Below are 23067 nucleotides of genomic sequence, written 5' to 3'. Positions count from 1 at the left end.
CCTCGGGCCTCGGATCCTCAGGCCTCGGAACCTCAAGCCTCGGTCACCTTGCCCGCGGACACCTCGATACGGCGCGTGGTGTGCACCGCGTCGAGCATCCGGCGGTCGTGCGTGACCAGCAGCAGCGTGCCGGTGTACGAGTCCAGCGCGGACTCCAGCTGCTCGATCGCCGGCAGGTCGAGGTGGTTCGTCGGTTCGTCGAGTACGAGCAGATTGACGCCGCGGCCCTGGAGCAGCGCCAGCGCGGCGCGGGTGCGTTCGCCCGGGGAGAGCGTGGTCGCCGGGCGCATCACATGGTCCGCCTTGAGGCCGAACTTGGCCAGCAGGGTGCGGACTTCGGCCGGTTCGGTGTCGGGGACGGCCGTGCAGAAGGCGTCGAGCAGTTTCTCGGTGCCGTAGAACAGCCTGCGGGCCTGGTCGACCTCGCCGACCACCACGCCGGAGCCGAGCGTGGCGTGGCCCGCGTCGAGGGGCAGGCGGCCGAGGAGGGCGGCGAGCAGTGTGGACTTGCCCGCACCGTTGGCGCCGGTGATGGCGACCCGGTCGGCCCAGTCGATCTGGAGCGAGGCGGGGCCGAAGCTGAAGTCGCCGCGGCGGACCTCTGCGCCGCGGAGGGTCGCGACAACCGATCCTGAGCGCGGCGCGGACGCGATCTCCATGCGGAGCTCCCACTCCTTGCGGGGCTCGTCCACGGTGTCGAGACGTTCGATCATGCGCTGCGTCTGGCGGGCCTTCGCGGCCTGCTTCTCACTCGCCTCGCTGCGGAACTTGCGGCCGAGCTTGTCGCTGTCGGTCGCCTTGCGGCGGGCGTTCTTGACGCCCTTGTCCATCCAGGAGCGCTGCATCTGGGCGCGGCCTTCGAGCGCCGACCTCTTGTCGGCGTACTCCTCGAAGTCCTCGCGGGCGTGCCGGCGTGCGGTGTCCCGCTCCTCGAGATACGCGGCGTATCCGCCGCCGTACAGGGTGATCTGCTGCTGCGCGAGATCGAGTTCGAGGACCTTGGTGACCGTGCGCGTCAGGAACTCGCGGTCGTGGCTGACGACGACCGTGCCGGCGCGCAGGCCCTGGACGAAGGTCTCCAGCTGGTCCAGGCCGTCCAGGTCGAGGTCGTTGGTCGGCTCGTCGAGCAGGAAGACGTCGTACCGCGAAAGGAGCAGGGAGGCGAGGCCGGCGCGGGCGGCCTGGCCGCCGGAGAGCGCGGTCATGGGCAGGTCGAGCCCGATGGTCAGGCCAAGCGAGTCGGCGACCTCGTCGGCGCGCTCGTCGAGGTCCGCGCCGCCGAGGGCGAGCCAGCGCTCCAGGCTGTCGGCGTAGGCGTCGTCGGCGCCGGGGGCGCCGTCGACGAGCGCCTGGGTCGCCTCGTCCATGGCGCGCTGGGCGGCGGCGACGCCGGTCCTGCGGGCGAGGAAGTCCCGTACGGTCTCGCCCGCCCGGCGCTCGGGCTCCTGCGGGAGATGACCGACGGTGGCGGCGGGCGGCGAGAGCTTGAGCTCGCCCTGCTCGGGCCGGTCGAGCCCGGCGAGGAGGCGCAGCAGAGTCGACTTGCCGGCGCCATTGACGCCGACGAGGCCGATGACATCGCCGGGGGCGACGACGAGGTCGAGCCCGGAGAAGAGGGAGCGGTCGCCGTGTCCGGCGGCGAGATCTTTGGCGACGAGGGTTGCAGTCATGAGGGGGCTGATCCTAGCCGCGGGGGAGGTGGGGGTGTTTGGGGGGACGGTGCGGGGGCGTGGGGGGTGAGCCGCTGCGCGGGGCTTTTCCCACCCCGCCCTCCCCCTACGGCCTGGCGGCCGTGGGAGGTACCCCCATCCCGAACTGGGGAGCAAGCCCCCAGACCCCCTGAGGGCCCACACCTCGGTGCGGGAAGAGCACGCTCCCGAACCGGGACGCTCCGGCTTCGCGGCGCGGGTTCCCGCACCCACGTGCGCGAAGAGCACGGGGGCAAGCCCCAGTCCAGGGGCGCCGGCTTCGCGGCGCAGAGGACCGCACCTCGGTGCCGGAGCAGCACACGTGGGGCAAGCCCCAGAAACGTGGCACGCCCGCTTCGCGGCGCGGAGTCCCGCACCCGCGTGCGGGAGCAGCACTCTGGGAGCAAGCCCCCAGATCCCGGAGCGCCAGCTTCGCGGCGGGGACAGCGTCAGGATGATCCCCCTCCTGAAACGGGGGCCCAGCACGCGGCGCGGAGGGCACCGCCCGCGTGCGGGAACGGCACGCATGGGGCAAGCCCCAGCCCCGGGGCGCCAGCTTCGCGGCGGGGGGCTCCTCCTTCGCGGCGCGGAATGCCGCACCCCGTGGGGGCACGCAGAGGCAAGCTCCAGAACCGGAGGCGTCGGCTTCGCGGCGCGGCGTCCCGCACCCGCGTGCGGGAGCAGGCAGGAGTCCCACGGGCCGTCGGCGGGCGGCGGCTATGGGGCGCGAGGGCCCGTGCGCCCGGCTAGGTTGCCCGTGTCACCAGCACCGTCCCCGTCGTTCGCGCCACGAGAAACGCCTGGCCCCTCACCGCGCGCCCCTCCACCGCGATTCGGTGTTCGCCCGGCTCCAGCGTCCCGTCGAACACCTCCCGCGTATGCGTCCGGTGCAGCCGGTCCAGGCGGTACGCCACCAGTCGCACCCGGCACGTCGAGGTCACCTCGACGTGCGCCGTGCCGGGCGTCGACGTCAGTCGGGTCAGCCTGCGGCGCTCCAACGGGGCTCGGTCCAGGGCGTGTTCTATCTGGGCGACCAGCAGGGGGATGATCGGGGCGAGGCCGTCCACGTACGCCACCCCCACGCCCGCCGCATCGAACGCCGCGCGCACAGCCGTGCGTTCCTGCGCGGTGACCGCGCGGCCGAAAGCGACCGCGCCGTAGGTGCGCAGTTCCTCCTCCGGGACCCCCGTGGCGCCGTCGGTGATGTCCGCGCCGATGCCGATGGTCCGCAGGGCCGCGGCCAGCCTGGCCAGTATGGCGACGCGCGCGCCGATCAGCAGCACCCGGCGGCGGACGGGCGCCGCGTCGTCGCCGTCCGGCAGCAGGCGTTCCAGCTCGGCGCGGTAGGCGTCGCCGCGGAAGCGGAACGGCCCTATTCCGTGGTAGCCGTTGAGTTCCAGGTCCGCAGTCTCGGACGTCTGCCAGGCGAAGTCCCGCCATACGAAGTCGTCCTCGTCGCGCTCGATGACGGCCGTCACCGCTCCGCACTGGATGTCCTGGCACTCGGGGCAGCCGTAGATCACGCAGCGGCCGCCCTCCAGCGGTGCCGCCGCCTCCAGCAGCAGCGTGCGCACCTGCGCGGTGAAGATCGCCGGCGGCACATCGGATGCCAGCGGCGAGACGGCGTCGAGGTCGCAGAGGTGGAACAGCAGCGGCCGCCCGTCGACGATGAAGTCCATGAAGTCCCGGTGCACTTGGTAGCCACCATCCGTGAGGACTCCCCCGGCACGCATCGCCGGCGCCAGCCCGAAGGTCGCGTACACGGCAGACATATCCTGAGTATCCCCACCTATGCCGTGTTCTGAGCACGGCTGGGCGCGGCAACACGGGCATTCCGCTACGGTCCCGGCATGAGCGGCGATGTGTTGGTGGTGGGCAGCGGCGTCATCGGGCTGACGACCGCGCTCGTGCTTGCGGAGAGTGGCCTCGGCGTACGCGTGTGGACGCGGGAGCCGGCGGAGGAGACGACATCGGCGGTGGCGGGTGCGCTGTGGTGGCCGTACCGCATCGAGCCGCAGAAGCTGGTCGGCGACTGGTCGCTCGCCTCGCTGCGGGTGTACGAGAAGCTCGCCGCCCGCCCCGAGGAGACCGGTGTCCGGCTGGCGGCGGGCATACACGCCGATGTGCGTCCGTCAGATCTCGGACCGTGGGCGGCGCAGGTGGAGGGGCTGCGCGAGGCGGAGGCCGATGAGCTGCCCGCGGGGTACGCCGGCGGACTGTGGGCCAGGATCCCGCTGATCGACATGCCTGTTCATCTGGGCTGGCTGCGGCGGCGCTTCGAAGCCGCGGGCGGCACGGTCGAGCTGCGTACGGTCAGCTCCTTCGCCCAGGCGGCGGACCGGGCGCGGGTCGTGGTCAACTGCACCGGGCTCGGCGCGCGCGAGCTGACCCCGGACGGTCAACTACTTCCCGTTCGCGGGCAGTTGGTGCTGGTGGAGAATCCCGGCATCGAGGAGTGGTTCACCGCCGCCGACCACGCGTCGGCCACCACGACGTACTTCTTTCCGCAGCCCGGGCGGCTGATTCTGGGCGGCACCGCCGAGGACGGCGACTGGCGCCTCGCGCCCGATCCGGCGACGGCCGAGCAGATTGTGGCGCGATGTGCGCGGATCCGTCCGGAGATCGCCGGGGCGCGGATCCTCGGACACCGGGCGGCGCTGCGCCCGGCCAGGACCCAAGGGGTGCGCATCGAGGCCGAGCCGCTGCCGGGCGGCGGTCTGCTGGTCCACAACTACGGCCATGGCGGCGCCGGGGTGACTGTCGCCTGGGGCTGCGCCCAGGCGGCGGCCGATCTGGTGCGCCAGGCGGACCTGGCGCGCTGAGCGGCGCCGCCCGCCCCGGTCGTGCCGGAGCGGGCGACACCGTGAGCCGGGACTAAGCGTCGCTGTCGGCGTCCTCGCACTGCTTGGCCCTGCGCAGGAGCGCGTCCGCCTTGGCGAACAGACGCCTGGCCTCCTCGATCTTCCCCGCGGCGCGCGCCCGCTGCGCGGCCTGCTTGTTCTTCGCGGCCTCCTGGCGGAGCTCTGCGGGCTTGCAGATGATGACGCCACCGGCTGCCGCGACGGCCTGCGTGCCGCTGGTGGCGGCCTGAGCGGGCACGGCGGTGATCACAAAGCCGCCCGCCATCAAGGCGGTTACGGCGAGGGTGGTGAGGCGACGACGCATGGGTGTCTCCAAGTGCAGGGTCTTACAGGCCCGTTGAAGGGCCTCGATCAATACCAGCCGGTAACTTTAGCCGAGTTGATCAACGGGCTCCCACCGGGTTCTGCTCCTCCCCCGGCCCCTCCCCCGCTCCCTCGCCCGGCCCGATCCGGATCTCGAAGTCGCCGTCGTACTTCTCGTGGCCCGCGATCACTGCCGACCCCACGGCCTCGACCCCGATCTCGCCGCGCACGATCAGCGGGTCGTGCCGCAGATCGCGCATCAGCGCCACGCACATACCCAACATGACGATGACGAACGGCGCGGCCACCAGGATCGTCAGATTCTGCAGTCCCGCCAGTGCGTCGCCCTTTCCGTTCCCGATGAGCAGCATGATCGCCGCGACGGCACCTGTCACCACGCCCCAGAAGACGACCACCAGCTTGGACGGTTCGAACGAGCCCTGCTGCGAGAGCGTCCCCATCACGATGGACGCGGCGTCCGCGCCCGACACGAAGAAGATGCCGACCAGGATCATCACCAGCAGGCTCGTCGCCGTGGCGATCGGAAACTGCTGCAGCACCGCGAAGAGCTGGCCCTCCGGCGTCGTCTCGTCGCCGAGCTGCTTGCGCTCCTGCAGTTTCATCGCCGTACCGCCGAAGACCGCGAACCACACCAGGCTGACGGTGCTCGGCACCAGAATGACGCCGCCGACGAACTGACGGATCGTGCGACCCCGGCTGATCCTGGCAATGAACATCCCGACGAACGGCGTCCAGGAGATCCACCAGGCCCAGTAGAAGACCGTCCAGCTGCCCAGCCAGTCGGCGACGCCCTCACCGCTGGTGGCCTCGGTGCGGCCGGCGAGCTGTGGCAGATCGCCCAAGTAGGAGAAGATCGACGTCGGCAGCAGATCCAGGACGATGATGGTCGGCCCCGCGACGAAGACGAAGAGGGCGAGCAGCAGCGCCAGCACCATATTGATGTTGGACAGCCACTGGATGCCCTTCTCGATGCCGGAGACCGCGGACGCGACGAAGGCAACGGTCAGCACCGCGATGATGCCGACGAGCAGACCGGTGCTGACCTTCTCCATCCAGCCCAGCTCCTGGACGCCGCTGCCGATCTGCAGGGTGCCGAGACCGAGCGAGGCCGCGGAGCCGAAGAGCGTCGCGAAGATCGCGAGGATGTCGATGACCCGGCCGGATGCGCCGTAGGCGTGCTTCTCGCCGATGAGCGGCACGAAGACCGCGCTGATGGTCTGTCGCCTGCGGCGGCGGAAGGTGCTGTAGGCGATGGCGAGTCCGACGACGGCGTAGATCGCCCAGGGGTGCAGGGTCCAGTGGAAGAGCGTGGTGGCCATGGCCGTCTGCATGGCGTCCGCCGAGTCGGCGGGTTCGGTGCCGGGCGGCGGCGTGATGTAGTGGGCGAGCGGCTCGCTCACGCCGTAGAACATCAGGCCGATGCCCATGCCCGCGCTGAACATCATTGCGACCCAGGACACCGTCCTGAACTCCGGGCGCTCGCCCTCCTGCCCGAGCGGGATCTTGCCGTAGCGGCTGATGGCGAGCCAGAGCGCGAAGACCACAAAGCCGGATGCGGCGAGCACGAACGCCCAGCCGCCGTTGTGGATCAGCCCGCTCAGCATCTTGCTGGAGACGCTCTCGAGAGACTCGGTGGCGACGGCGCCCCACACCACGAACGCGATGGTGAGGACGGCAGTGACGCCGAAGACCAGCGGGTCGGTCCTGGCGCGCTCGGTCTCATGAGGATGGGCGGGGAGATCCGCCGTCACCGGCCGCTCTCCCCGGTCTCCCGGTTGCTGTTCGTCTTGCGACACGAGTGGCACCTTTCAAGGTCTGGCGGAACCTGCTTTCGCTCCACCGCTACCCCCTACCACAAGTGACGCACACCACCACCCTCAACAGGCGGTGATCGGTTGTCCCGCTGTGAGGTGGTATGCCGCACGGGAATCGAGAAGCAGCGGGACGAGTGCGCGCTGGGACTGGCGCAGCGGTACGAACGCCCCGTCCCCGTCCGGCCTCGACGCGACGCCGTGCAGCGCCAGTTCGTCCCGTACGTCCGCGTACTGCGCCGCGTCGAGGCGGTAGCCGCAGGGCGGATCCGCCAGGGTCTCCTCCGCCGTTGCAGGGTCGTTGTCGGCGCCGCCCAGATAGACCGGGCCGCGGTCCTTGAAACCGGCCAGCCTCGCGGCTCCGGTCACCGCCTCGATCCGGCCGCGCCGTTCGTCGGCGAAGGTCAACAGACCGTCCAGGGCACCCAGTTGACTGGCGACCCGACGCCTGTTGTTCAGCGCGGGGTCGGCCTTCTCCGCCTCGGTGAGCGGGTCGACGCGGCTCTCGATGAGCAGGCCGAGGGCGTTCTTGACGCCCGAGGCATTGCGCAGGATGCGCTCCTGGCCGTCGCCCGCCGTCTGCTTGATGGGGTCGCCGGTGACCGGGTCGGTCCAGATGCCGTAGGTGCCGGTGCTGAAGCCGCTGTCGTGCGCGGCCGGGCGGACGTAGTGCTCGGAGAGGGTCCGCGACTCCTGGTGGACCTTGGCGTCGGTGTTGAGGTTGCGCGGCCAGAGGTCGAAGAGGTCCTTGTCGTAGTACGGCGGGGTGGCGCCGTACTCGTGCAAGTCGTAGACGACGTCCGGGCGCTGGTCGCGGATCACGGCGGCCAGTGCTCGCGCCTCGGCGGTCTTCAGGGCGATGTGGTCGCGGTTGATGTCGACCCCGTCGGCGTTGCCGCGGGTGTCCGCGGCCCGGCCGTCCGGGTTGGCGGTGGGGACGACGAGGATTCTCGTACGGGACAGCAGCCGGCGGGTTTCACCGTCCCTGGCGTACGCGAGATCGCGGATCGTGGTCAGACAGGCGTCGCGGCCCGAGGGCTCGTCGCCGTGCTGAGTGCAGATCAGCAGCACGGTGTTCGCGGCGTGCTGAGCGCCGATGCGTACGAGCTGGAGCGGCCGGCCCTGCTTCGTGGTGCCGATCCGGCCGACCGAGACCCGGTCACTGCCGCGGTCCACGGCGGCGAGGAACGCCTGCTCCTCGGGCTGGCTGGTCCAGCGCGCGCCCTGGCTGGTCTCGAAGCCGGTGCGGGGCGGGGCGTGCGCCGCCTCGGCCGGCGCCGTGACCAGCGGCACGGCAAGCGCTGCCGCCGTGACCGTCAGGGCCAGCGTGCGGATACGGGACATCATCGGCGCTCGCCTCCGGGGATCGGGCGGATGGGACGCGGCTCGGCCACACCGCTGAGCCGGGCATCGCGCGGGGTGACGGACGCGGTGGACCCCGCGGTGGCGCGTACGAAGGCGGCGGCGCCGCCGACGATCGGCAGCTTCGCCGCTGTACGGGTCAGATCGAGGCTCAGCGCCGGAGTGCTCGCGGACGGTTCGATGAGGTCCCTGTCCGTGCCGCCGACGATGAGGGCCAGCCGGTGCCCGGCCGGGACGACATGGTCACTTGCGTGCAGATCGAGGGTGATGGTGTACGCCGTGCCGGGGGTCAGCGGACGGCCCTTGGCGTCGGAGGCGTAGTTGCCGAGGTCCGCCCAGCCGCGGCTGAAGACCGTGTAGTCGACGGCTGCCGTGCGGGCCTTGGTCTCCTTGAAGCAGGGGCTGTCGCCCGGGATGCTCGAACCCCAGCAACTGCGTTCCGCAAGGGTGGTGATGCCTTCACCGGCTGCCGCGTAGTCGCGGATCGTGTCGGGGCCGAGGTCGACGAGGACCGCGGAGAGATGGGCGCTGGTGGTGGACGGCGTCGCGGTGATGGTCACCCGGGAGGAGCCGGACAGCCGCAGGTCACGGCCGAGGGGCTTGGTGATGAACCCGGCCTTGGAGGAGGTCGACCGGTCGATGTGGGCGGCCCAGTCGGTCTCGTCGAGCGCCGGGTCGTCGGTGAAGGTCTCGGTCGCGCCGGGACGGGCGGGCTGCAGACTCAGCGTGCCGACGCCCGCCACCGCACCCTTGTCCGGGCGGAGGCTGGTGGTGTCGGTGGACCGCGGCGGCCAGACGCGGTCGGTGGACCACTGGTCGGGGGCGCGCTCGATGTCGGCCATCGGCTCGCGCTCGACGCCGTTGTCGTAGCCGAGGAGGTAGTGGTCGAACCAGCGGTGCAGGGTGCTGACCCACTCGGCGCGGCGGAAGTCGAACGGGTCGACGTGCCCGGTCTGCGAGAGCCAGACCTTGCGCTCCACGCCCGCGTCGGCGAGGGCGTCCCACCACTGGCCGAAGTGCTTGGAGCGGACGTTGAGGTCCTGCATGCCGTGCACGGCGAAGACGCTGGCCTCGACATTGTCCGCGTCGGGAACGTAGTCGCGCTCGCTCCACAGCCGGGTCAGATCACCGTTGCGGGGCGCCTCGTCCACCAGCCGCTGCTGGACGGCCTGGCAGCGGGTGCGGGCGTCGGGGCTCTCGACATAGTGGGAGAGCCACTCGGGGCCCGAGTTGTAGAGCGGTGCGCCCTTGGCGAAGTAGTAGTCGTACCAGGAGGAGATGGCGCCGATCGGGACGATCGTCTTGAGCCCCTCGACTCCGGTGGCGGCGACGCCGTTGGCGATCGTGCCGTCGTAACTCTTGCCGATCATCCCGGTGTTTCCGGTGCTCCATGCGGCCCGGGCGCGCTCTCCGCCGGTGCGGGTGGTGTAGCCGCGGCCGCGGCCGTTCAACCAGTCGACGACTGCCTTCGCGGACTGGATGTCGGAGCGGCCTCCGACGTCGACGCAGCCGTCGGAGCGATTGGTGCCCGCCAGGTCGACCGCGACGAAGGCGTACCCGCGCGGGACGAAGAAGTTGTCGTAGTAGAGCGGGAACTGGACGGGGTTGCCGTTCGCGTCGTACGTCTTCTTCTGGCTCTCGTTGCCGCGCCCGCAGCAGGCGTAGTACGGACTGGCGTCCATGATCACGGGGATCTTCCGGCCCTGCTGCGCGGGCTCACGCGGCCGGACGATGTCGACGGCGACGCGATCGGTCCGCCCGTCGCCGTCGCCGTCGAGCCGGGTGTCCACCCATACGGACTCACGGATCGCGTTCTCGTACGAGTAGGCGGGTGTGCTCTCCCGTACGGGCGCGCTGTGTGCGCCTGTCGGGGCCAGGGTCATGGCCATCAGGGCGGCCGAGGCCGCCGCCACCAGCGATCTGCACGTCAAGCGGGCGCCCCGCGCGTGTGTCGGCATGGGCGGAAGGTACTCCGGTCAACTCCTGTGCAACAGAGGGCATTCGGCTGACCGAATCGATCCCGCCGAGGTGCCTCGACGGCCGCCCTCGTCAGCGCAGCGCCCGCGTGACGCGGCTGCGCAGGATCTCGCTCATTCTGTTAGGCGACGACGCCGAGTTCGGCGCGGGTGCGGTGGATGAACTCGCGGACGGCCGGCTCGCGCCGCCAGGGGGCCAGGGCCGCGTTGAACTCGCGGACGTAGTCCTTGGCGCGGGTGGACTGGACGCGGGCGAGGATGTCGACGCTGCGATTGCCGAGTTCGAGGCCGTGGTCGAGGTCGCGGGCCTGCAGATGGGCGGTCCCCACGATCGCGAGCCGCATCCCGACGGAGCGGGTGAACACCCCGGTCGGCATGGCGGCAGCCTGCTTGTTCCAGGCGAGGGCGGCCTTGGGGTTCTTCAGGTCGCGGAAGACCTCGGCGGCGTCCGCCGAGAGGCGGGCGTGGTGATAGAAGTCGATCCATCCGGGCTCGTCGCCGCCGTCGGCCTTGGCCTGGCCCAGCAGATCCTCCCTTGGCCCGTTCGAAGGCGCCCTGGGCCATGTCCACGGCCTGGGACGCGAAGCCCCGCATCAGGGACTGCATGGCCATCGTGGTCAGGACATAGCAGCCCAACGGCACATCTCCGCCCGCGCGGGCCAGGCGGAGAGCCTGGATGAAGTGCCGCTGGGCGGCGTTGTGCTGCCCGACGTCGAACGCCGTCCACCCCGCCAGCCGCGACAACTCGGCGGTTACGCTGAAGAGTTCACTGCCGACATCGTCGGAGAAGGTGCCCTGCAGGAGCGGGGCCGCCCGGTGCTCAAGACAGTCGGTGACGGAACTGGACTTCCAGTTCCCGCCGCCATACTTCGAATCCCAGTGACGGGCGTGGTCGGCTGCCTCGCGCAGTTCGTCCAGGTCCGAGCGCCCGACTTGCCGGCCGCCCCGGTGGTTGGCGGTCTCATCGGCGGGGCTGACGAGCCAGCGGGTGACGGGGACGGTGAACGCGGACACGGCGAAGCCGGACCCGGTGTCCTTGAGGAAGTCGCGGCGGTTCACGGAGCTCCAGAACGAAGTGGCGACGCGGACGGCGTCGGCGGGATCTCGCGAGAAATCCAACCCCACCGAAGCATCGATTGTCGCCGCCTCGCCCATGCGGATTTCCGCGAGATTGACCGGCCGCCCCAGGCGTTCCCCAAGAGCTTGGGCCAGCAGCCGGGGCACCGGGGCTTCGGGGTCGTCCCGCGCCGACACCCGTTCGCCACGGAGGTACGCGAGTAGTCCGCCGGACCGGTGAGGCTGCAGCCGCGCTCGGCCGGATGGCAATCACATGAAAGGCCGAACGACGCTCCTGACTGCGGGCGCCGGGCCTGAATAGGGTTCAAGAGATCATCGGCCCCCACGACTTGGAGCATCCGTGCACCGCAGACTTCTCGTCCCGAGCGCGCTCGCGGCCTCACTGCTGCTGGCGATTCCGGCATCGGCCGCCGACTCCGCGCCGGGCGACCCGGGCATTGGCGACCCCTACTACCCGGCGAGCGGAAACGGCGGATACGACGTATCCCACTACGACCTGAGGCTGAAGTACCAGCCCGCCACCGATCTGCTCGAGGGCACGGCGACGATCCTGGCCACCGCCACGCAGAACCTGAGCCGTTTCAACCTCGACTTCGGTCTTGACGTCAGCGAGGTGCGGGTCAACAACAAGAAGGCGCAGTTCAAGAAGGAGGGTGAGCAGGAGCTGGTCATCACTCCCACCGCGGCGCTGGAGAAGGGCCAGCCCGTCTCAGTGGTCGTCCGCTACGCGGGCAAGCCCTCCGAGCTGAACATCGGCGGGTACACGGCCTGGCACCGTACTCCGGACGGCGGAGTCGCCGCCCAGGAGCCGGACTCGGCCGTGTGGTGGTTCCCGAGCAACGACCACCCGCTGGACAAGGCGACGTACGACATCTCGGTCCTGGTGCCCGACGGGACCCAGGCGATCAGCAACGGTGTCCTGCAGTCACAGAGTTCGAGGCTGGGCTGGACGCGCTTCAACTGGCGCTCCAACAAGCCGCAGGCGTCGTATCTCGCCACGCTCGCCGTCGGGAAGTTCGACATCACCACCGACAAGACGGCCGACGGGCTGCCGATCCTCAATGCGTACAGCAAGGACCTCGGCGACAACGCGGGGGCGGCGCGGGCGAGCGTCGAGCGGACCGGTGAGGTCGCCGAGTGGCTGACCGAGGTGTTCGGCCCGTACCCCTTCAATGCTCTGGGCGGCTATGTCCCCAATGTGAAGAGCGGCTATGCGCTGGAGACGCAGACCCGTCCGTTCTACAGCCCGCGGCAGTTCGCGAACGGCGCGAATGTCTCCGTGGTCGTCCATGAGCTGGCCCACCAGTGGTACGGCGACAGTGTCTCCGTCGACGGCTGGAAGGACATCTGGGTCAACGAAGGCTTTGCCCGCTACAGCCAGTGGCTCTGGTCGGAGAAGGAGGGCGAGGGCACCGCGCAGGAGCTCGCGGACTGGGTCTACGCCCAGCACCCGGCCGATGACGCCTTCTGGACGGTCAAGCCCGGTGACCCGGGCCCGGACAAGCAGTTCGACATCGCCGTCTACGACCGGGGCGCGCTGGCGCTCCAGGCGCTGCGCGGCAAGGTCGGCGACAAGGACTTCTTCGCGATCCTCAAGGGCTGGCCGACCGAGCACGCCTACGGCAACGCCAAGGTCGGCGACTTTGTGAAGTACGCCGAGAAGGTCTCCGGCAAGCCGCTGGCCGATCTGTTCGACACCTGGCTCTACCAGCCGTCGAAGCCTGGCGCTCCGGCCGCGGCGGGTGCCCGGATCGCGAAGGCCGACGGCAAGCACGCCCAGCCGAAGTCGTGGAAGAAGATCGCCGCCACGAACACGATTCACGGGCACGACCACCACTGAGCCGCAGTCGCGAAGCGTAGTCGCGAGGCGCCGCCGTCCCGGCCGGGAGGACGGCGGCGCTCCCGGTCCCGGGCCCGCCCGGTCACGCCCCGGCAGGCCTCTGGTGGGCCAGGGTGGGAGCGCTCTCAGAAGATCGACGGGACCGGATATCCTGTACCCGGCAGCGTTCTGTCCCGCTGTCGTCCGACGCAGCTGACGGAAGCAGACGAGGAGCGCCCGCCTTGCCCGAGCAGACCACGGGGTCCCGCCCCACCCTGGAGGCCGTCGCCGCCCGCGCCGGTGTCTCCCGGGCCACGGCGTCGCGGGTCGTCAACGGCGGCGCGGGGGTTCGCCCCCCGCTGGTCGACAAGGTGCGCCAGGCGGTCGAGGAGCTCGGATACATACCGAATCACGCGGCCCGCACCCTGGTCACCCGGCGCAACGGCGCGGTCGCCGTGATCATCGCAGAGCCGGAGTTCCGGATCTTCTCGGACCCCTTCTTCGAGCAGCAGGTGCGCGGCATCAGCCGCGAGCTGACGGCGTACGACTCCCAGCTGGTGCTGCTGTGGGTGGAGGGGCCCGGCGACTACGACCGGATCGCCCGCTATCTCGGCGGCGGTCATGTCGACGGCGCCCTGGCCTTCTCGCTGCACAACGACGACGAGCTGCCCGCGATCATCCGCCGGGTGCAGGTGCCCACCGTCTTCGGAGGCCGTCCGGGCTGGCCCGGCGCCGCCTCCGAGCTCGCCGTCCCCTATGTCGACTGCGACAACCGCGGCGGCGCCAGGGAAGCCGTACGGCATCTGGTCTCCCTGGGCCGCCGGCACATCGCGCACATCGCGGGCCCCCGCGACCAGACCTCCGCGCTGGACCGGATCGACGGCTACCGCGACGTCCTGCTGGACGCCGACCCGGAGCTCGTCCGCCAGGGCGACTTCACCGCGGACAGCGGCGCCCGCGCGATGGCCGAACTGCTGGACCGCCGCCCGGAACTGGACGCCGTGTTCGCCGCGAACGACCTGATGGCCTCGGGGGCACTGCGGACACTGCGTGAGCGGGGGCGGCGGGTGCCGCAGGATGTGGCACTGGTCGGCTTCGACGACATGGCGTCGGTGGTGGAGACGACCGATCCCGCGCTGACGACGATCCGTCAGGACATCGAGGGGATGGGCCGGCTGATGGTCCGGCTGCTGATGCGCGTACTGAACGAGGGCGAGCCGGGGGCCGGCACTCCCGCCTCGGTGATCACTCCGACCACGCTGGTGCGGCGGGCCTCGGCCTGAGAGGGCCGTTGCCCGCCGCACACCGCGCGGTCGGCCGAAGGCGGTCGGCTGACCGCGATCAGCTGAAAAGGTCAACTGAAGAGCTCAGCTGAAGGGGATCACGACCACCGACCTGTCCGTGCCGGTCTGCAGCTTGGCGGTGCCATTGCCGATGGCGCTCCACACCTCCAGCCGTACGGTGCCGCCCTTGAGAGCGCCGACGGTTCCGGTCGCCGCCTTCAGGCCGCGTGACTGGGCGTACTCCTCCCAGCCCGCCACCGGGTCGGTCGCGAAGTAGTGGTAGGTCTCGGTCCGGTCGAAGGTGCCGTCGCCCGTGAAGTCGTAGCTGACACAGGCCTGCTGACCGAGGCCGACGGTGGTGCCCGCGTCCAGCTGGAGGCGGAATGCGGTCGCGGCGCCCGGGGCAGGTGTGCCGTTGACGTGTCTGACCTCGTAGACGAGGGGCTGGTGCGGGGTGCCGTCGTAGTTGCCGCCGGCCGCCGAGGCGATCGTGTCACTGCCCGCCGTGCCACCCGACGCGGTGGTGAGCAACCCTCCCGTACGGAGCTGGAAGGTGTTGCCCGTCGGCGGCTCCGGATCGGGATCCGGGTCCGGGTCGCCTCCGCCGGTCCCCGTGCCGGTCGCCGTCGAGCGCGCCGGGACGGTGAGCGTCTTGCCGTCGGAGAAGGTCACCGTGCGGGCCGTGGCGCCGTAGTTGTGCGCGGCGTAGGTCCGTACCGTGCCCTTGGTGAAGACCGCGGAGCTCGGAATGTCCCCGGTCACCGTCGCATCGGGGGCGCCGAGCGCGTCCAGCGTGCTGATCCAGTGGTAGGTGTGCGCCTTGGACTCGCCCTGCTCGGGGGTGTAGCCCGCGTTGCCCGCGTCCCACTTGGCCTTCGCGGCCGCCGGGTCGGCGAGCGACTGGAACTCCCAGAGGATGTCGCGCCATTCGACGGCCGGGCCGCCGTTCTCCCGTTCCATCTCGGCGATATTGCGCCGGATCGCGGCCTTCTCCCCGCCCAGGTGGAGTGAACCGCCTGTCACCGGAAGGACGTTGATGCCGTGGATCTCCTCCGGGTTGGCGGTCCACCAGGTGGCGTACGCCGCGCCGCTGCCCCAGACCATGCCGGCCGTGTCATGGCCGAAGGAGGACGGGAAGACCTGCTCGTCGGCGTCGAACCAGTACTGCGCGATCGCCTCCGACTCGGTGGTCAGCAGATACGTCCCGAGGTCGCGAAGCGCGGTGTCACCGGTGGCCGAGCCCCACAGCACGAGGCCCGCGCTGAGGTTGGTGGACTCCGACGACGACTCCTGGTTGTTGCCCGCGGCGAATCCCTGGTGCCCGGAGGCCCAGCTGTGACCCGCGTACACGTCGAAGCCGCGCAGGAAGGGGAAGGCGGTGTCGGTCCGGCTGGGGTTGGCCGCGTCCCGTACCAGGGTCTTGACCATGCCGCCCCAGGCGGAGTCGGCGGCCCAGGCCTGGTCGTACTGCGCGACGACCGCGGCCGCGTAGACGTAGTAGCTGTAGTGGAAGTGGTGGTCGTTGAGCTCGGTGTCGCTGCCGTACGAGGCGGGGTAGCCGGTGAGCGTCTTCCAGTCCTTGTCGTATGAGAACTCGTTCGCGCCTCCCGCCGTGAACCAGTCCTGCAGTCGGCCCTTGATCAGACCGAGGAGCTTGTCGCGGGTGGCCGTCTCGCCGGTCTGGTCGGCCAGAGGGACGAGCTGGGCGAGCTGCCCCAGCACCTTGCCGGTCCAGTAGGTGTCCGTGTAGCCCTTGAACGGGTCCGGGTCGTTCGCGACCTGGTCGAGATAGCCCTTCAGCCGGGCCTGGTCGACGGCGTTGCTCTTCGGCAGCCCGGGCAGCACCGCGGATGCCTTCTGTCTGGTGGTGAAGGAGGCCGCCTCGCGGACCTTCATGGCGCCGCGCGGTGAGACGTATGTGTAGGCGGTGAGCGGGTCGGTGGTGTGCAGCCACTGGTGGCGGTAGAGGGCCTGGAGCGTGCCGCGTTCGGTGCCCTCCTTTGCCTCGGTGGTCAGGCTGTAGGTGCTCTGCACGGTGCCGCCGGTGTAGCTCCAGGCCGCTTTGGACCCGGTGACGAAGCTGTAGGCGTATTTCTTGTACGTCGCGAGCGCGTCGACGGAGGGCAGTACGGCGAGCGAGAAGTAGTCCTTGGCGCCGAGGCCCGCGGTGATGGCCGAGCCGGAGACCGTCCAGTCGCTGCCGCTGGGCGCGAAGAGGGCGTAGTGGTGGCCCGCGACGGTGATGCCGAGGACATTGCCCTGGTCGGCGAAGACGGCGGGCGCGGCGGCGGTGGTGATCTGGGCGTTGCCGCCGGAGCCCTTGGCGTATACGAACGGCAGGCCGTGGCCGATGGTGGTGCGCAGTGTGCGTGCGCCGTCCGACCAGTAGGGGGTCACGGTCCAGTCGGACCAGTCGTCGGCCTTGGTGTCCGGTGAGTTGAGCCCGGTGAGGCCGAGGGTGAGGTCCCGCTTGTGGGCGTACTCGTACTGGCGGCCCTCGCCGACGACCGCGGGCGTTGTGGGGTAGCCGACTTCGAGTCCGCCGGCGGTGGCCTGGTAGGTGAGCGGGTGACCGTACATGGGGGTGGAGTACGGGTTGTCGCCGTACCGCTGGAAGGCGAGGGACGACCACCAGTCGTTGGTGGGGACGGGCTTGTCCTTGGCTGCGGGGGTGACCTTGGGAGTGACCGGCGCGCCGGTGTTGGTGGTCGGGCCCGACGTACCTGCGGGGCGGGTGTCGGAGTAACTGCCAGAGCCTACGGGGATGTTGGCGGCCGCCGCGGGGGTGGCGGCCGGGCCCAGGCCGAAGACGGCCAGGGCGGAGACCAGGGCCAGCGCGGCAGCTGGCCTGGTGCGGGTGGCTGGCATGGACGGCACCTCGAAGTCATCACGGGAAGGGGCGTCCGAGAGCGCTCTCAGATGCCAAGGAACGTAAAACTCCTGAAACAGAGGTGTCAATAGTCAAGACACAGGCGGCAGTTGGCGGCGAGTCCAAGCCGTTACGCCTTCGAGACTTGACGGGACGAGCACCTGAGGGGCACTCTCCAGACGCATCTTTGAGAGCGCTCTCAATCGGGCGGTCTCGCTCCACCGAAGCCAAAGGAGGCTTCTCATGCCCATCGCCCGAGCCGCCAAAAGGGCCACCGTCCGCCTGGGTGCGGTCGCGCTCGCCGGGGCACTGCTCGCCGCCTGTGGATCCGGATCGTCGGACGGCGCATCCGACAGCGCGGGCGGCAAGGTCACGCTCACCGTCGACCTCTTCGGATCCTTCGGCTACAAGGAGGCCGGGCTCTACGCGGAGTACGAGAAGCTCCACCCGAACATCAGGATCAAGCAGAGCGACACCGAGGATGAACAGGACTACTGGAAGTCGCTGCAGACCCGGCTCGCGGGCGGTGGCGGCCTCGCCGATGTGCAGGGCATCGAGGTGGGCCGGATCGCCGCCGTCACCCAGCAGCAGGCCGACAAGTTCGAGGATCTGAAGAAGTACGGCGCCGACAAGCTCAAGGACCAGTTCGCCGAGGCCAAGTGGTCGGCGGCCACCGGCAAGGACGGCCAGATCGTGGGCCTGGGCACGGATGTCGGCCCGGAGGCCATGTGCTACCGCACGGACCTCTTCAAGCAGGCCGGGCTGCCCACCGACCGCACTCAGCTGGCCGCCAAGTGGTCAACCTGGGACAGCTATCTGGCGCTCGGCAAGGAGTACAAGAAGAAGGCGCCGGCCAAGAGCGCCTGGGTGGACAGCGTCGGCAGCATCTACGCGATCATGGTCGGCCAGCAGAAGGAGCTGTACCACGACGCCTCCGGAAAGCTGATCTACGAGGACAACCCGGCGATCAAGGCCGCCTGGGACGCCTCCACCGAGGCGGCGCAGGCAGGTCTGAGCGCCAAGCTCGACCAGTGGTCACCGCAGTGGAACCAGGCGTTCTCCGCCGGCTCCTTCGCGACCATGCCCTGCCCCGCCTGGATGCTCGGCTACATCAAGGGCCAGGCCGGTGACGCGGGCAAGGGCAAGTGGGACATCGCCAAGCTGCCCGAAGGCGCCGGCAACTGGGGCGGCTCGTATCTCTCGATCCCTCGTGCGGCCAAGCACAAGAAGGAGGCGTACGAGCTGATCCAGTGGCTCACCGCCCCGGAGCAGCAGGCCAAGCTCTTCACCAAGCAGGGCAACTTCCCCTCGTCGACCGGCGCCATAGCCAAGGTCGCGGCGGCCAAGGACCCGTATTTCTCCGACGCCCCGATCGGCCAGATCTTCGGTGATGCCGCCAAGGCCGCGCCGGTCCAGGTGCTCGGCGTCCACGACAAGAGCGTGGCCGACCAGATCACCAACGCGCTCAGCGAGGTGGAGCGCAAGGGCACCTCGCCCGACAAGGCCTGGTCGACCGCGAAGAAGAACGTGCAGAACGCGACCGGCTGACCCGCGGTCGGCACAGCTCCTTCAGGCCGGTCCGGGTTCCCGGCCGGACCGGCCTGAAGGCTCCTGGTCCTCGCAGCTTCCCGTAACGACTCCTCGAAGGGCCGCACCGTGACCCTCACCGCCACCGCGAAGCCGGTCTCCCCGCAGCCGAGGGCCCGGCCGTCGGCCGCGTACCGGACCTGGCGCACGCTCTCGCCGTACGCGTATATCGCTCCGTTCTTCACCCTGTTCGCCGCCTTCGGCCTCTTCCCTCTGATCTACACGGCCTTCGTCTCGCTCTACCGGGTCGAGCTGCAGACGCCGGGCGAGATGGAGTGGCGGGGCCTGGGCAACTACACCGCGCTCTTCGGCGACGAGATCTTCTGGACCGCGCTGCGCAACACCTTCACGATCGGGGTGCTGTCCACCGTCCCGCAGCTGGTGATGGCGCTCGGGCTGGCGCATCTGCTCAACTACCGGCTGCGCGGCCGGACTTTCCTGCGTACGGCGATGCTGCTGCCGTACGCGACCTCGGTCGCCGCCGCGACGCTGGTCTTCGCGCAGCTCTTCGGCCGGGACTTCGGGCTGATCAACTACGTGCTGGGGCTTGTCGGTTTCGGTCCGGTGGACTGGCAGGCCGGCACGGTCTCCTCGCAGATCGCCGTATCGACCATCGTCATCTGGCGCTGGACCGGCTACAACGCGCTGATCTATCTGGCGGGCATGCAGTCCATCCCGAGCGAGCTGTACGAGGCCGCCGCGATGGACGGGGCCTCGCGCTGGCGGCAGTTCATCCATGTCACGCTGCCGGGGCTGCGTCCCACGATCCTGTTCACCGTCGTCGTCTCGACGATCGGCGCAACGCAGCTCTTCGGTGAGCCGCTGCTGTTCGAGGGCTCCATCTCCGGCGGCATCTCGCACCAGTACCAGACCCTCGGCCTCTATATGTACGAGCAGGGCTGGGGCTTCTTCCATCTGGGCCGGGCCGCCGCCATCGCCTGGGTGATGTTCCTGCTGATCCTGGTGCTGGTCGGGGTCAACGCCCTGATCGCGCGCCGCCGTTCCCGCAAGGAGGCCGGCCGATGACCGCGCTCGCCGCCCCGCCGGCCAAACCGCCTGCCGCGGGCCCACGACCACACTCCACGCGCCGCAGGAGGACCCGGGCGGGCCGCACGATGCAGGGCGGCAAGCTCGCGTACGCGATCCTGATCGTCGCCGTCCTGATCTCGGCGTTCCCGTTCTACTGGACCATCGTCGCCGCGAGCCGCTCCAACGCCGATCTGGCGAAGGTGCCGCCGACGCTGCTGCCCGGGTCGAACCTGATCCGCAACTTCGAGGCGGTGATGGAGGAGGCCGACATCGGCAAGGCCCTCCTCAACTCCTTCATCGTCTCCGGCTCGATCACGATCGGCACAGTGCTGTGCTGCACGCTCGCCGGTTTCGCCTTCGCCAAGCTGCGCTTCCGTGGCCGAGGCGCGCTGCTGGCGATCACGGTGGGGACGATGATGATCCCGCCGCAGCTCGGCGTGATCCCGCTGTTCATGCTGATCGCCGAATTGCAGTGGGTGAATCAGCTGCAAGCCGTGATTCTGCCCGGCCTCGTCTCCGCCTTCGGGGTGTTCTTCATGCGGCAGTACCTGGTGCAGTCGCTGCCGGACGAGCTGATCGAGGCGGCGCGGGTCGACGGAGCGTCCACCGCGCGGATCTTCTGGTCGATCGTGGTGCCCATCGCCCGGCCCGGTATGGCCGTGCTCGGCATGCTGACCTTCATGGCCGCGTGGAACGACTTCTTCTGGCCGATCGTCGCGCTCTCCTCACAGGAGCCGACCGTTCAGGTGGCGCTGCGCCAGCTGGGCGGCGGCTATGTCCACGACCAGTCCGTGATCATGGCCGGCACGCTGCTCGGCACTCTTCCCGTGCTGCTGGTCTTCGGTCTGCTCGGCCGGCAGATCGTCGGCGGCATCATGCAGGGCGCCGTCAAGGGCTGACCGCGTCCCCCACCGCTCCATCTCTATTTCCTGGGAGTCCCACCTCATGACCGCTGTCGACGCACGCCCCGAGACGACGACGGAGCTCCGGTTCCCGGCCGGTTTCCGCTGGGGCACCGCCACCGCCGCGTACCAGATCGAGGGAGCCGCCACCGAGGACGGCCGTACGCCGTCCATCTGGGACACCTTCTGCCGTACGCCCGGCAAGGTCCGCAACGGCGACACCGGCGACATCGCCGCCGACCACTACCACCGGATGCGCGAGGACGTCGCGCTGATGAAGCAACTGGGCGTCACCGACTACCGGTTCTCCGTCGCCTGGCCGCGGGTGCAGCCGACCGGGCGCGGTCCCGCCGTACAGAAGGGCCTGGACTTCTACCGCCGGCTCACCGACGAACTCCTCGAGGCGGGCATCCGGCCGGTCGCCACGCTCTACCACTGGGACCTGCCGCAGGATCTTCAGGACGCGGGCGGCTGGCCGCAGCGCGAGACCGCCCGGCGGTTCGGCGACTACGCCGGGATCATGGCGGATGCGCTCGGTGACCGGGTGGCGACCTGGACCACCCTGAACGAGCCCTGGTGTGCGGCGTTTCTCGGGTACGGCTCCGGGGTGCACGCGCCGGGGCTGACCAGCGCGAGTGCCTCGCTGCGCGCGGCCCACCACTTCAACCTGGCGCACGGCCTGGCGGCTCAAGTGCTGCACACCGCCCTGCCGTTGACGTCCGAGATCTCGCTGACGCTCAATCTGCACGCGGTACGTCCGCTCACCGACTCCGCAGCCGACCTCGACGCCGCCCGCCGGATCGACGCCGTGGGGAACCGGATCTTCCTCGATCCGGTGTTCCACGGCCGGCTTCCGGAGGACCTGGTCCGTGACACGGCCGCGGTGACCGACTGGGCCTTCGTCCAGGACGGCGACTTGGAGGTCATCTCCACGCCGATCGACTCGCTGGGCATCAACTACTACTCCCCCACCGTCGTCGGCGCCGGCTCTTCCGACTCCCCGTCGCCGTGGGCCGGTGCGGAGGAGCATGTGCGCTTCCTGCCCGCGCCGGGCCCGCGCACCGCGATGGACTGGCCGGTCGACGCGGATGGTCTGTACGAACTGCTGACCCGGCTGCGCGACGATCTGCCGGGCGTGCCGCTGGTGATCACCGAGAACGGGGCCGCGTACGACGACTACGCCGACCCGTCCGGCGAGGTCCACGACCCGGAGCGGGTGGAGTATCTGCGCGCCCATCTGTCGGCGGTGCACCGGGCGATCGGGGCCGGCGCGGATGTGCGTGGCTACTTCCTGTGGTCGCTGCTCGACAACTTCGAGTGGGCATACGGCTACAGCAAGCGGTTCGGCGTCGTCCATGTCGACTTCGCGACCCAGCGCCGTACCTTCAAGGACAGTGCGCGCTGGTACGGGGACGTCATCGCCCGGGGCGGTCTGACCGGCTGATCCGGGCGGCCCGCCGCGCCTCGCGCGCGATCGGGAGGTACCGCAGTCGCTCGGGGAGTACGGGGACCACGGCCCGTACGACCCGGGCGAATCGGCGCAGTCTGCGCTCCTGTTCGTCCGTCCACTCCAGGCCGATCGCCTCGCGCGCATCGGGCGGCATCAGCCCGATGGTCATGAAGCGGCGCAAGCGGACGAACGCGGGCAGCAGCACCGGCCACACCGTCCTGAGCAGCACTCTGAGCATCAGCGGCCCGCGGTCGGGCGGCGGTATCGCCTGGTCGGTGGCGATCAGTTCGCGCACTACGACGGTCGCCTCCAGCTCGTCGGCGAGCACCTTGCGGTAGTACGGCCAGAACTCCTCGATCGTCTGGGGCATGTCCCGGTCGTGGATGCCGAGGATCCGCCCGACCTGGAGCCACTCGGCGTAGAGCGTGCGCTCCTGGGCCTCGGTGAGCGGGCGGACCAGATAGCGCAGCGCGTGCTGGTAGACGGGGAAGCCGGTGGCGTGGACCCAGGAGTAGTAGGCCGGATCGAGCGCGTGGTACCTGCGGCCGTGGGCGTCCGTGCCCTGGATGGTCTTGTGCAGCTCCCGGAGCCTGCGCCCCTCCTCGGCAGCCGCCTCACCCCCGTACACCCACAGCTGGAGCGAGCGCAGCGAACGCTCGCCGCGGCCCCAGGGGTCGGTGCGGAAGACGGAGTGCTCGTCGACGCCGGCGCCGACGGCGGGATGGGCGACCTGGAGGGTGAGGGCGGCAGGCAGCATCAGCAGACCGCGGATGTCACCGGCGAGGGTCCAGAGCACTCCGCCGGGCGGTGGTGGTACGGGATCAGCCGCGGGCCCGGTCATTTGACCATCGTAACTTTCATGGGGCCGGGCGGGACTTTCACGGGGCCGGGCGGGACTTTCATGGGGCCGGGCGGGACTTTCATGGGGCCGGGCGGCCCATGCGGGGCAGCGGGGCGAAGACGGCGGCTCCAGTGTTGGTGAGGTCGTCCGGCTACGGAAAGAAAGTGGGCACCTGGCCATTACCAGGT

Annotated in this window: 16 protein-coding genes; 7 read left to right on the top strand and 9 right to left on the bottom strand. The window is 70.2% G+C overall.

The genetic code is table 11. The features are described from left to right. Positions 1 to 32 precede the first annotated feature (32 nt). Complete coding sequence (locus tag ACFYWY_RS23670; protein ID WP_389189992.1) at positions 33 to 1670, bottom strand: ABC-F family ATP-binding cassette domain-containing protein; 1638 nt, start codon at positions 1668 to 1670, stop codon at positions 33 to 35. Positions 1671 to 2434: 764 nt separating this feature from the next. Beyond that, positions 2435 to 3460 carry an oxidoreductase gene (locus ACFYWY_RS23665; protein ID WP_389189991.1) on the bottom strand — a complete coding sequence of 342 codons (1026 nt, stop codon included), beginning with the start codon at positions 3458 to 3460 and terminating at the stop codon, positions 2435 to 2437. Positions 3461 to 3538: 78 nt separating this feature from the next. Here ACFYWY_RS23665 and ACFYWY_RS23660 point away from each other — a divergent pair, with 78 nt between their 5' ends. Next, the gene (locus ACFYWY_RS23660; protein WP_389189990.1) at positions 3539 to 4510 is read left to right on the top strand and encodes an FAD-dependent oxidoreductase; all 972 of its coding nucleotides are present in this window, start codon (positions 3539 to 3541) and stop codon (positions 4508 to 4510) included. A 52-nt stretch (positions 4511 to 4562) separates the two neighbouring features. Here ACFYWY_RS23660 and ACFYWY_RS23655 read toward each other — a convergent pair whose 3' ends face one another. The 5 genes from ACFYWY_RS23655 to ACFYWY_RS23635 form a co-directional block, all read right to left on the bottom strand. After that, entirely contained in the window at positions 4563 to 4853 is a 291-nt protein-coding gene (locus ACFYWY_RS23655; protein WP_389189989.1) for a hypothetical protein, read from the bottom strand. 79 nt (positions 4854 to 4932) lie between these two features. Further along, the gene (locus ACFYWY_RS23650; protein ID WP_389189988.1) at positions 4933 to 6669 is read right to left on the bottom strand and encodes a BCCT family transporter; all 1737 of its coding nucleotides are present in this window, start codon (positions 6667 to 6669) and stop codon (positions 4933 to 4935) included. Between the two features lie 81 nt (positions 6670 to 6750). Further along, positions 6751 to 8031 carry a M14 family metallocarboxypeptidase gene (locus ACFYWY_RS23645; RefSeq protein WP_389189987.1) on the bottom strand — a complete coding sequence of 427 codons (1281 nt, stop codon included), beginning with the start codon at positions 8029 to 8031 and terminating at the stop codon, positions 6751 to 6753. After that, complete coding sequence (locus tag ACFYWY_RS23640) at positions 8028 to 10004, bottom strand: Xaa-Pro dipeptidyl-peptidase (RefSeq protein ID WP_389189986.1); 1977 nt, start codon at positions 10002 to 10004, stop codon at positions 8028 to 8030. Before ACFYWY_RS23640 ends, ACFYWY_RS23645 begins: the two co-directional genes overlap by 4 nt. Positions 10005 to 10144: 140 nt before the next feature. Next, positions 10145 to 10399: a hypothetical protein gene (locus tag ACFYWY_RS23635; RefSeq protein ID WP_389189985.1), complete on the bottom strand. Its 255-nt coding sequence runs from the start codon at positions 10397 to 10399 to the stop codon at positions 10145 to 10147. A 1040-nt stretch (positions 10400 to 11439) separates the two neighbouring features. On the opposite strand from ACFYWY_RS23635, the gene ACFYWY_RS23630 reads away from it, so the two are divergent. Further along, positions 11440 to 12939, top strand: a complete 1500-nt coding sequence (locus ACFYWY_RS23630; protein WP_389189984.1) for a M1 family metallopeptidase — start codon at positions 11440 to 11442, stop codon at positions 12937 to 12939. A 221-nt stretch (positions 12940 to 13160) separates the two neighbouring features. Next, on the top strand, positions 13161 to 14201 hold the full coding sequence (locus ACFYWY_RS23625; RefSeq protein WP_389189983.1) for a LacI family DNA-binding transcriptional regulator: 1041 nt from the start codon (positions 13161 to 13163) through the stop codon (positions 14199 to 14201). Positions 14202 to 14285: 84 nt separating this feature from the next. Here the strand turns inward: ACFYWY_RS23625 and ACFYWY_RS23620 are convergent, their stop codons facing one another. Continuing rightward, on the bottom strand, positions 14286 to 17069 hold the full coding sequence (locus ACFYWY_RS23620) for a glycosyl hydrolase (protein WP_389189982.1): 2784 nt from the start codon (positions 17067 to 17069) through the stop codon (positions 14286 to 14288). 244 nt (positions 17070 to 17313) lie between these two features. Here ACFYWY_RS23620 and ACFYWY_RS23615 point away from each other — a divergent pair, with 244 nt between their 5' ends. The 4 genes from ACFYWY_RS23615 (at position 17314) to ACFYWY_RS23600 (ending at position 22032) form a co-directional block, all read left to right on the top strand. Beyond that, the gene (locus ACFYWY_RS23615) at positions 17314 to 18618 is read left to right on the top strand and encodes an ABC transporter substrate-binding protein (RefSeq protein ID WP_389189981.1); all 1305 of its coding nucleotides are present in this window, start codon (positions 17314 to 17316) and stop codon (positions 18616 to 18618) included. A gap of 108 nt (positions 18619 to 18726) precedes the next feature. Further along, a complete protein-coding gene (locus ACFYWY_RS23610) occupies positions 18727 to 19683 on the top strand; it encodes a carbohydrate ABC transporter permease (RefSeq protein WP_389189980.1) in 957 nt (318 codons plus the stop codon). Next, the gene (locus ACFYWY_RS23605; protein ID WP_389189979.1) at positions 19680 to 20585 is read left to right on the top strand and encodes a carbohydrate ABC transporter permease; all 906 of its coding nucleotides are present in this window, start codon (positions 19680 to 19682) and stop codon (positions 20583 to 20585) included. Before ACFYWY_RS23610 ends, ACFYWY_RS23605 begins: the two co-directional genes overlap by 4 nt. A 46-nt stretch (positions 20586 to 20631) precedes the next feature. Continuing rightward, positions 20632 to 22032, top strand: coding sequence for a GH1 family beta-glucosidase (locus ACFYWY_RS23600; RefSeq protein WP_389189977.1), 1401 nt, complete (start codon positions 20632 to 20634; stop codon positions 22030 to 22032). Here ACFYWY_RS23600 and ACFYWY_RS23595 read toward each other — a convergent pair. Then, on the bottom strand, positions 22004 to 22879 hold the full coding sequence (locus tag ACFYWY_RS23595; protein WP_389189975.1) for an oxygenase MpaB family protein: 876 nt from the start codon (positions 22877 to 22879) through the stop codon (positions 22004 to 22006). The two genes, ACFYWY_RS23600 and ACFYWY_RS23595, sit on opposite strands and share 29 nt — an antisense overlap. Positions 22880 to 23067: the final 188 nt, after the last annotated feature.

Source organism: Streptomyces sp. NPDC002870 (assembly GCF_042888505.1).
In the GTDB taxonomy this organism is placed as follows: Bacteria; Actinomycetota; Actinomycetes; order Streptomycetales; family Streptomycetaceae; genus Streptomyces.
This window is presented reverse-complemented; position numbering and strand designations above follow the sequence as displayed.

Excerpts from the sequence above, each read along its gene's own strand:
- ACFYWY_RS23600 (WP_389189977.1), top strand. The coding sequence starts at position 20,632 with ATGACCGCTGTCGACGCACGCCCCGAGACGACGACGGAGCTCCGGTTC.
- ACFYWY_RS23665 (WP_389189991.1), bottom strand. The coding sequence starts at position 3,460 with ATGTCTGCCGTGTACGCGACCTTCGGGCTGGCGCCGGCGATGCGTGCC.
- ACFYWY_RS23595 (WP_389189975.1), bottom strand. The coding sequence starts at position 22,879 with ATGACCGGGCCCGCGGCTGATCCCGTACCACCACCGCCCGGCGGAGTG.
- ACFYWY_RS23635 (WP_389189985.1), bottom strand. The coding sequence starts at position 10,399 with ATGCCGACCGGGGTGTTCACCCGCTCCGTCGGGATGCGGCTCGCGATC.
- ACFYWY_RS23605 (WP_389189979.1), top strand. The coding sequence starts at position 19,680 with ATGACCGCGCTCGCCGCCCCGCCGGCCAAACCGCCTGCCGCGGGCCCA.
- ACFYWY_RS23660 (WP_389189990.1), top strand. The coding sequence starts at position 3,539 with ATGAGCGGCGATGTGTTGGTGGTGGGCAGCGGCGTCATCGGGCTGACG.
- ACFYWY_RS23670 (WP_389189992.1), bottom strand. The coding sequence starts at position 1,670 with ATGACTGCAACCCTCGTCGCCAAAGATCTCGCCGCCGGACACGGCGAC.
- ACFYWY_RS23645 (WP_389189987.1), bottom strand. The coding sequence starts at position 8,031 with ATGATGTCCCGTATCCGCACGCTGGCCCTGACGGTCACGGCGGCAGCG.
- ACFYWY_RS23615 (WP_389189981.1), top strand. The coding sequence starts at position 17,314 with ATGCCCATCGCCCGAGCCGCCAAAAGGGCCACCGTCCGCCTGGGTGCG.
- ACFYWY_RS23620 (WP_389189982.1), bottom strand. The coding sequence starts at position 17,069 with ATGCCAGCCACCCGCACCAGGCCAGCTGCCGCGCTGGCCCTGGTCTCC.
- ACFYWY_RS23655 (WP_389189989.1), bottom strand. The coding sequence starts at position 4,853 with ATGCGTCGTCGCCTCACCACCCTCGCCGTAACCGCCTTGATGGCGGGC.
- ACFYWY_RS23640 (WP_389189986.1), bottom strand. The coding sequence starts at position 10,004 with ATGCCGACACACGCGCGGGGCGCCCGCTTGACGTGCAGATCGCTGGTG.